Source organism: Enterococcus sp. 1001283B150225_161107_E12, from assembly GCF_015556925.1.
GTDB lineage: Bacteria > Bacillota > Bacilli > Lactobacillales > Enterococcaceae > Enterococcus_B > Enterococcus_B mundtii.
Window position 1 is genome coordinate 17,880 of record NZ_JADNNI010000027.1, and the last position, 9,397, is coordinate 27,276.

The window sequence follows — 9,397 nt, forward strand, 5'->3', positions numbered from 1 at the left end:
TGCGTTTGATGACGATGACCTGGAGAAGAACGAAGGTACTGCTAAGTGCGACTTTAGTAGTTCTGCAAGTACTCTGCCTGCCAGTAGGCATGATTTATGCAGAAACGATTGAGGCACCTATACATGAGACAGAAGAAGATCTGGAACCATTGGAACTTCCGAGCATAAAAAATTATTTAGAAGAAGGAGAAACAAGTGAACCACGCTTTTTCTTTACACAATCGCGTATGCAAGGAATGATCGAAGAACCAATCAAGGTGACTTTCTTTTCTGACCAAGAAGTGTCAGAAGCACGAGTCACCTTACCTAACGAAGCAAAACTACTAAAAGAGCAGTTGCCAGCGGGTCTTACTGCAAAACAAGGAACGCACTCTCATGAATGGATAATCCAGACCGAACGTGTACGAAATACCTTTGTCCTTCCAGTAGTATTTGACTCGGCAGGAAACTATGAGGTCGATGTGGAAGATGCGACAGCGACTATTGAGGTGCAAGAACCAGAAGAGACTAGTGAGGAAGTCCCGGTCGAAGAAACAGAATCGTCCGATGAGGATTCAGTAGGACAAGAGGATTTAAAAGAAGAAAATGGAATAGAAGAAGATCAAGAGAATGAACAACCGGCAGAAGACGTACGTGAGCCTGTGTCAGAAGTGCCGCAGGAGCAACAAATCGATGCGGAAGAGACCGATGAAGCGATAGAGGAGCCGACCGTCTTTGATGGGGAGAAAGAAGAAGTCACTACGATGGCGCAATTCAGAGCAGCCGTTGCCAATCCTGATATTGGAATCATTTCGGTTCAAGCTAATCTGACAGATTCTGCGGCAAATATCCTAGCTGTGGATCGTCCATTATTGATCCAAGGAAATGGTCATACATTGACTTTTGATAACAATGGTTTTTACTTCCAATTAGCAGAAGTGATAGAAAAGAGCGCCTTTCGAATTGAAAATGTGACACTGACAAAAGTTGGTGGTACACCATTAATCAACGCAACGGTAGAAAATAGTAAAAATTGGACGGTTGAATTAGAAGATATTACCGAGGCGAATGCGAATAACATGCGATTAGCTTCTCTTCCTGAAGGAAACATTCATTTTACAGGTGGCGTATCAAACTTTACACGTACAGCTTCTGCACAAACCTTCATCGAAGCAAAAGAAGTCGTAGTAACAAACCAAGCAGAAATCACTATTAGTCGAGGGAATGCGACGGTCTTTTTTTCTTCTGCCACTGTAGCAGATCCGAAGCTCACTGTAGAACAGGGGGCAAAAGTTACGATAACAACTGCTGGGGCGGCCAATACGATTGATTTTGGAGGAGAAAACCCCGAAATAGATATACGAACAAAGTCACAGTTAGTTGTCAATGCTACAGGAGTTAATACTGGACCTTCAGATAGGGCAAATAATGTAATTTCACTTACAGGAAGTACACCGAAAATTATGGTGAATTCAGAAAGTCGTTTGATAGCTAATGCTACTTTGGCTAGAAGAGGTCTCCACTTAGTAGGAAATAATGCACAACTTATAGTCAATGATTCTGAATTATCCGTTACTTCTGTGGCATATGAACCACTAAATATTATCGGAGATAGTCCTTTGTTTTCTACAGAAAATAGTATTGTTCAACTTGTTTCAGGAAATGGTCCGCGAGTAAACTTAGTAGGAGATAATCCGGTTTTGTCACTCACTAATACAGAGATGACAATGACTTCTTCCACAGCGCGAGGGATTTATTTACAAGGTACAACACCACAAGTGATTTTAGATGGTAGTCAGCTAGTCATCATAAATACGGGTAATGGTTCTTCAGGGATGATTCTTCAAGGTACCGATGCATTACTTTCTTTGAGCAATAAAAGTGAAGTTACCGTAAAAGGTGTAAATAATGTAATGACTGATAACATCCAAATTGGAAACAATAACGCGCGTCCTAAACTTTCAGTTTCAGGTGGCTCTAAGTTATTCGTTTCGACAGGAGGTCATACCAACGGAGCAACTGCTGTGGGGAATAATGCCATTAATTTATGGGGAGCTGATCCGAAAGCAACAGTCACCGGGGGATCAGAACTGGAAGTTCTAATAACCTCTAATGCACGACGAGGAGTGCACTTAAATGGTAGCAATGCAGAGTTGGTGGTTGACGGTAGTCAGTTTAATGTAACGACAGTTACTGGTAACGGGGTTACTTTGCAAGGCACTGATGCATTACTCTCTTTAAGTAACAAAAGTGAGGTTACCGTAAATGGTGTAGGTACCACAACAAGTGATAACATCCAGATTGGAAATAATAATGTGCGTCCTGAGCTTTCGGTTTCAAGTGGTTCTAAGTTAGCTGTTATAACAACAAGTAGTAATAACGTGCCAACGGATACATTTAATAATGCCATTAATCTAAGAGGACCAGAACCTAAGTTATCAGTTATTGATGAATCAGAAATAGAAATCCAAATTACTTCAGGAGTAAGACGTGGGGTTTTACTGAGTGGAAATAATGGGGAAGCAGTATTTAGAAATAGTGGCATGAAAAATCACACCAATAATGGAGACAATTTAAGAATAAACGGAGATAACTCAGCGATAATTGTCAGTGACAAATCTGATCTTGATTTAAAAGGAGGTAATGGAAACAATCTGGCAATATACGGTGATTCCGCAAGTTTATTGGTTAATGGAGAATCTTCTATTCAAGCCATAAGTACGGGGACAGTACAAGATAACAATAGCATGGAAGCCATGATATTTCTCGGACAAAGTCACAGAGTTAAATTAGTAGAGAATGCGCATGTGAAGATAGACAATTCAGAAATTAATCTTACTGGAAATATAGGTACAGGATTAGGCTTGTACAGTAATAGTTCTAAATTAAATTTAGCGAATGATGCTAGGCTTAACATCTCAACAGAATCTAATGGTATTAATGGGGCAGTTAGGTTAATTGAACATGGGAATGCCAATATTACTTTAAATTCGTCTGAAATGAATGTTGTACAAAGAGGGACGGCTGCCGCGATACGTGTAGATAGACAAAATAACAAATTTATTCTCGAAGATAATAGTAAAATAAATGCACAGAATGTTCATACTAATAATTCTACTGACGGTACAGCTGGTACTGGTGGTTCAACTGGAAGCGGACAACAAGCAATCCAGTTTCCTGAAGATTTGACAGCCCACAAAACACGGTTAAATGAATTTGTAGTTTCTGAAGGGAGCGTTCTTCAGTTAATTTCACTGCAAGGACCTTCGCTAGATTTTGATGGATCATTTGGTCGATTTGATGTTATTTCTGGGTCTCAGATAGAAATAGTTGGTAATCCAAGAACAGCATCAGCTGGGATTATACAATCAAGGAGAGAAATTGATATAGAATTTGATAATCCACTATTTCTTGATTTAAGAAACAATAGGCTACAAGGTAATATTTTTACAGTTCCAACAGGTTCATCTTTGAAAGCAACTAATAGTGACTTAGCAGTGTGGCGTAAGGGATCAAACCTAGATAGCGATCCAGATCTTAACTTTCCTACATTAGATTATTCTTTTACTGGCACCAATTTCAATACGTTAGGAACAACGAACCAACCAGAAATATTAAATACAGATACTTTTGGGAACACTGGCTTGACGTCATATTCTAGATTAAGTTCAAATAATGCCCGATGGGCAATCGCGGATGAACTCAGGGTCTCAACAAATGCAGACAAAAAAATTCATGGGCATATCAGTATTCCTGTTGGACTAGATGACAGCCGATCAGCATGGGAGAATGAAGCAACAGTCATTGTAGAAGTTAAACGTGCAAATGGAACGAAAACAGAACATACTGCTAAAACTGTGGGACACTCGAATGATACGCCAGGAATTAGTATTTATGGCGAAGAGCCACGCGGAGGTCTATTTGAAATCGACTTAGAGGAACCATTGGAAGCCGGTGCCAAAATCCGGATCATTAATGTAGAACTAACAAGTGGAGAACTGACTGAAGGTTTTGATCATCAAATTTTAACCGATACCATGGAAGTTTTTCCAATCATACCCCCTACTCCTGCAAAATTTTCTTCATCAATTATTGGTAAAGGTAGTAGAAGTATTCAGGGATATTCAGAAAATAAAGAGGCAGAAGTAACTGCAATGCACAACGGAAAACAATTAACTACTGAAAACGTTGTTGTTAATAAAGATGGAACGTTCATATTGAATCTGAATGATATCTCCTTAGAGGAAGATGATAAAATACAAGTCTTTTTAAGAGACTCTGCAGGATTAGCGGAAACAGCCGGGGTAATCAACCCTCCAGAAACAAACAATAATCGAGGGAATATTAATCCTTCAGCTGAATTTACCTTCCGTGATGTTACGTTTGAGCCAGCTACAATTTTAACCGTTGGGGATGTCGGACAAGTTTTTCCCGTGGATCCATTAGATCCAGAGAAAGAAGTCGATCCAGAAAATCAACCAGAACTTCCAGAAAATCAAGGACAACTAAGTGTTGATTTTGTTTCGTCCTTTAACTTTGGCTCGCAGCCTATCACAGCCAATGATCAAACTTATTATGCACAACCGCAGCGATTATTAAATGCGGATGGGACGGTCAATGAGACAGAAGAACGGCCAAACTATGTTCAAATCAGCGATCGGCGACCAGAAAATGATCGCAATGGCTGGCAGCTTGCTGTGACACAAAATTATCCATTTCTCGCAACCAATAATCGAGAATTAAACGGGGCACGTTTGCGACTGACCAACCAGCAACTGGAGACCGCCCAAGGTGGCAGTGCACCGGAATTCCAACAAACTAATCCATTAGCACTGGTTCCAGGAAACCGCCGGATTCTGTTAATGGCCCAAGGAACGGAAGGAACCGGTACCTGGATCTATCGGTTTGGCGATCAAGAAACGGCTAATAAAAGTGTGGCTTTAGATGTGCCAAAAGGCGCCAATCCTGAAGCCGTTCGCTATGAAACGACCTTGACGTGGGAACTGAGCGCCGTTCCTGGCAATTAAAAAGAGGAACAGAGTGCAAGATTTTTCCATCTTTTTACATTCAGAACCAATGAAGAAGAGAAAGGAGTGGTTAGGATGGAAACACCTCTAACGAAGGACGAATATGTGCGTCAGTTTCAAGACACCGTGACACAAGCTAAAAGAGAGACCAGGGAACTGAAGGAGTATCTGTCTCAACAATTCGAACGACTGAATCAATTGACGAGTGAGGTCTCGCCAGACAACTTTTGGGAGACACTTCCTGAAGTCCTGGGTATCGATGCAAAACTAACACTCATTGCAGAACTGATTCGGTATGACGATTTTTCGATGCAAGAGATTCTGCGACTTGTTGAAACAGATTATCGCACGTACCTTAAAGAACTTTGCGGCAATGAGTTAAGTACGGAGACCAATCACTCACTAGTATTTCATGTCGTATAGAGTGAGCCTAGTATTAGGTCATTGTAAAAAGAGTGTTCAGAAAATTATTATCTGGGCACTCTTTTTTCTACGGTTAATTTGGGTGACTCATTGTGTTTTGTGTTCATGATCTTCGTCAATGAATCATTGTTCAATTCAAATATAATTTGTTAAGGTATGACCAAATCTTCCAAAGAGTCAGAAACTTCGAGATTTCTGACTCTTTGATGATGTTGATAAATACTGCGAAAAATTGTAGCCCAAAAAAAGAAAATAATAGAACACACAAATATATTTACGTCTGCTGCGGACTGATAAGTTGAGCAATATTAAAAGTGGAATAGAATCTCTAGTGAGTTTAATCGCTTGATTAGTCGTACAATATAACGTACAATTAATTTGTAGGAATAAAAAAGGGGTGAACGTAATGGAAGCAGTAGCTTATTCAAATTTCCGCCAAAATTTACGTAGTTATATGAGACAAGTTAATGAAGATGCTGAAACGCTTATTGTAACAAGTAAAAATGTAGAAGATACAGTTGTAGTATTATCAAAAAGAGATTATGATTCTATGCAAGAAACGTTGAGAACACTTTCCAATAATTACGTCATGGAAAAAATTCGTCGAGGCGATGAGCAATTTTCTAAAGGTGCATTTAAGACACATGACTTAATTGAGGTTGAAACCGATGATTAAGGCCTGGTCTGATGATGCTTGGGATGACTATCTTTATTGGCATGAGCAAGGAAGTAAAAGCAATATAAAAAAGATTAACAAGTTAATAAAAGACATTGATCGTTCTCCTTTTGCTGGATTAGGTAAACCCGAACCATTAAAGCATGATTTATCTGGGAAATGGTCAAGAAGGATTACAGATGAACATAGACTGATATATAAAGTTGAAAATGAGACAATATTTATTTATTCTGCAAAAGATCACTATTGACCAATTAAAAGCAAGTATAAAAGTGTTAAAAGAGATATGGAAATAAATTATTGGAAAGAATTTAGTGATAGGATGATGGTGTAATATTTTTTACCTAATAAAACAACAACTTCTCAGGAGTTAACTGGAAGTTGTTGTTTTTGTTTTATCGATCTTATCAAGATAACGATAAATGGTTGTTCGAGAAACGTTCCATCGTTCGGCAATCGTTTTAATAGGCGTACCGTTATCTACTAGAGTCTTCAGTAGTTCCAAATCCTGAGAAGTTAACTTCTCAGGACGACCACCAAACCTTCCTCTTGCACGTGCAGCTTCTCTTCCAGCAGCCGAGCGTTCCAAAATCAAATTGCGCTCAAATTCGGCAAACGCCGCAAACAAATGAAACATAAGTTGTCCCGTAGAGCTAGATTTGTCCATTGTAATATTTTCTTGAAGACTATGAAAACTCACACCACGTTCATTCAAACGATTGACGATCGAAATCAGATCTTCCATATTCCTTCCTAATCGATCTAAACGCCAAACGACAAGTGTATCTCCAGAACGCACAAAATCGATGGCCATTTCTAATCCTGGTCGATTACTTTTTGCTCCACTCATATGATCGGTAAAAATTTTCTCACAACCAAATTTATTTAAACTATCTTCTTGCAAATCTAAATTTTGTAATCCGGTTGACACCCGGGCGTATCCTATTTTCAAAAAAAAATCACTCCCAACTAAAGTCTATTGTAACATAACTTTATCCATATAGATTAATTGAACATAGATTAATTTATGGGTTTGTGAACACTAAAAATATAAAAAAACTTAAATTTAAGCTAATAAAACAAAGTGTCCAGAAACGGACGATTTTATGTACACTGAATGCTTAAATAAATATTTCAAAACCATTGCGTTACTCAGTGTTGTATATTATCATGAAATAAAAGGAGTGATATCTATGCTTATTACAAAATCTAGATTACAAGGAAGTTCTGTAGTAATTACTCTTCCGTCGGATAATGGTAAAAAACCTTCAGATAACCAAGAATATATTGTTGTATATTCTGATGATGGAACAATTACGTTAGTTCCTAAAATCGATGATCCATTTAGTGGAGGAGAAGAATCTGAGTATTATGAAAAAGATGAATGGGAAGATTTAACTCCTGAAGGGAGAGAAATTTTATAGTGTCAGAAGATAAAAATTACATTCCTAAAAAAGGAGATATTGTTTGGATTGATTTTGATCCTTCGACAGGAAACGAAATTCAAAAGAGACGTCCAGGATTAGTTGTTTCTCGATATGAGTTTAATCGGAAGACAATGTTTGCGGTAATCTGTCCAATTACTTCTACTATAAAGAATTTACCGACGCGCTATTCTCTTCCTGCAGATTTAGATACAAATGGGCAAGTACTTATTTCTCAATTAAAATCACTTGATTTCAAGAAAAGAAAACTCAAAAAGGTAGAAAATTTACCTTTACAAGATATGGCTAAAATTGATCAGATTATCCAGTATATATTTTAAGCATTGTAAATTTAATCACGATGCTTAAGGCTGTAGATAACCTCCTCAATTGGGTATTTTTTTTTGTAGTCTGAACAATCCAACGATCACTTGGGTTGTTTTTTTGTATGTGAAATTTAAGCGCTATCTTTTTGTTCAAAAAAATTACACAAAAAACAGATTAGCTTTAGAAAGAGAATAGGTCTGTCATGTATGATAGTAAATATAACAAGAGAAACATAACTAAAACAAATAGAAGAGGATGGTTTTTTATGATGAAAAAAGGAACAAAGTATAAAGGTTATCTGGTATTAGTATGTTCTATTGGTCTTTTAGCAGCATGCAGTTCAGAGACCAAAGATACAAGTGAATCAGAGATGCCAAAAGTAAAAAGTGAACGAAAAGTAACCGTGGATGGGAAAGAAGGAACAGAAAAAGTTTTTGATAATGGAACGGTTGTTCAAGAGTTTGAGGAAGAAGTGTCGGAAAAAGAAGAAGAGTAAGTATTGGATAGAATGTAGTAAGCGCTCTTTATGACTGATCTGAATGAAGGAGTAGGTACATGAAGCCTAAAAAAAGAAAAAAATTCAACCGAAAATGGTATTTTCCAGTAGCAGTCGTCACCGTTTTACTAGTGGTTGGTGCAATCAGTATAGTTGCTTCTAGTGGGAAAACAAAAGAAGGAAATTCAGAAACAAATATTGAAGCCCGGTCTGTCAAATCCCTCATTGATGAGGTGAAAGCGGCGAATTTGATTTTAGCAGGAAAAGTTATGCCAAATAATAGCAACAAAATCAAAATTGATCCAGAACGAGGAACAGTGAAAGATATTCTGGTAAATGAAGGAGATGTCGTAGAAAAAGGGCAACCTTTGTTTACATACCAAACGGATCAACAGAGAAAAGTTGTGGAAGCTGAAATGGACGTAGAAATCAAAGTGAGAGCAGTAGAACATGCACGAGTGACTGCAAACCAAAAATGGACAGCACATAACCAAAAAGTAGCAGAGCTTGGAAAAGCAAGACAGGATTATGCGAAAGAAAAATCCGAAGAGTTACAAAGTACGATCAAAGAATTAGAAGGAGTAGTCAGAGGTCTACATGCAGACGCTATTGCTGGTGACAATGAAGTGAAGAATATAGAAACAGATTTGCGAAAAGCCCAACTACTTCACGAAAACGAAAAAGAACGGCTGAATGAAGACACAGTGAAAGCCGATAACTCAGGAAGAATCAAATCATTGAATCGCGATTTGATCAATCAATCAAAAGAGCGTCAAAAAGAAGAAAATTTTATAGAGATCCTTGATGATTCGAACTTGTATGTGGATGGTCAAGTTACCGAGTTTGATCGTGAAAAAGTCGCTGTTGATCAACGAGTAGAAATCAAGGATCGTAAAGATCAAGAGAGGACTTGGCAAGGAAATATTGTACAGGTGTCAAACTTAACTGGAGATGAAAAACAAAAGGATCAAAAAGAAGAGAATCCTAATTTATCTAAGTTTCCTTATAAAGTTAAGATCGATCCAAAAGAAGAAATGCCACTGAT

9 protein-coding genes are annotated in these 9,397 nt (G+C 37.9%); 8 read left to right on the forward strand and 1 reads right to left on the reverse strand.

Features of this window, described 5'->3' with window-relative positions; all coding sequences use genetic code 11:
• Nucleotides 1-8 precede the first annotated feature (8 nt).
• The 4 genes from I2F89_RS15585 (at nucleotide 9) to I2F89_RS15070 (ending at nucleotide 6,355) form a co-directional block, all read left to right on the forward strand.
• Nucleotides 9-5,006 (forward strand): WxL domain-containing protein, encoded by a 4,998-nt coding sequence (locus I2F89_RS15585; protein ID WP_229078157.1) that lies wholly within the window; start codon nucleotides 9-11, stop codon nucleotides 5,004-5,006.
• Nucleotides 5,007-5,081: 75 nt separating this feature from the next.
• Nucleotides 5,082-5,429 (forward strand): DUF7006 family protein, encoded by a 348-nt coding sequence (locus tag I2F89_RS15060; RefSeq protein WP_195514587.1) that lies wholly within the window; start codon nucleotides 5,082-5,084, stop codon nucleotides 5,427-5,429.
• Between the two features lie 406 nt (nucleotides 5,430-5,835).
• Complete coding sequence (locus I2F89_RS15065; protein ID WP_195514588.1) at nucleotides 5,836-6,105, forward strand: type II toxin-antitoxin system Phd/YefM family antitoxin; 270 nt, start codon at nucleotides 5,836-5,838, stop codon at nucleotides 6,103-6,105.
• The gene (locus tag I2F89_RS15070; RefSeq protein ID WP_169059358.1) at nucleotides 6,098-6,355 is read left to right on the forward strand and encodes a Txe/YoeB family addiction module toxin; all 258 of its coding nucleotides are present in this window, start codon (nucleotides 6,098-6,100) and stop codon (nucleotides 6,353-6,355) included. The genes I2F89_RS15065 and I2F89_RS15070 overlap by 8 nt, the downstream gene beginning before the upstream one ends.
• Before the next feature lie 120 nt (nucleotides 6,356-6,475).
• Here the strand turns inward: I2F89_RS15070 and I2F89_RS15075 are convergent, their stop codons facing one another.
• Entirely contained in the window at nucleotides 6,476-7,057 is a 582-nt protein-coding gene (locus I2F89_RS15075; protein WP_195514589.1) for a recombinase family protein, read from the reverse strand.
• 241 nt (nucleotides 7,058-7,298) lie between these two features.
• Between I2F89_RS15075 and mazE the strand changes: the two genes are divergently transcribed.
• The 4 genes from mazE to I2F89_RS15095 form a co-directional block, all read left to right on the forward strand.
• Nucleotides 7,299-7,529 carry a type II toxin-antitoxin system PemI/MazE family antitoxin gene (gene mazE / locus I2F89_RS15080; protein WP_195514590.1) on the forward strand — a complete coding sequence of 77 codons (231 nt, stop codon included), beginning with the start codon at nucleotides 7,299-7,301 and terminating at the stop codon, nucleotides 7,527-7,529.
• Entirely contained in the window at nucleotides 7,529-7,870 is a 342-nt protein-coding gene (locus I2F89_RS15085) for a type II toxin-antitoxin system PemK/MazF family toxin (RefSeq protein WP_195514591.1), read from the forward strand. Before mazE ends, I2F89_RS15085 begins: the two co-directional genes overlap by 1 nt.
• 251 nt (nucleotides 7,871-8,121) lie before the next feature.
• Nucleotides 8,122-8,352 carry a hypothetical protein gene (locus I2F89_RS15090; RefSeq protein WP_074802108.1) on the forward strand — a complete coding sequence of 77 codons (231 nt, stop codon included), beginning with the start codon at nucleotides 8,122-8,124 and terminating at the stop codon, nucleotides 8,350-8,352.
• Between the two features lie 59 nt (nucleotides 8,353-8,411).
• Nucleotides 8,412-9,397: efflux RND transporter periplasmic adaptor subunit (locus tag I2F89_RS15095; RefSeq protein WP_195514592.1), on the forward strand; the 986-nt coding region annotated here is incomplete at its 3' end.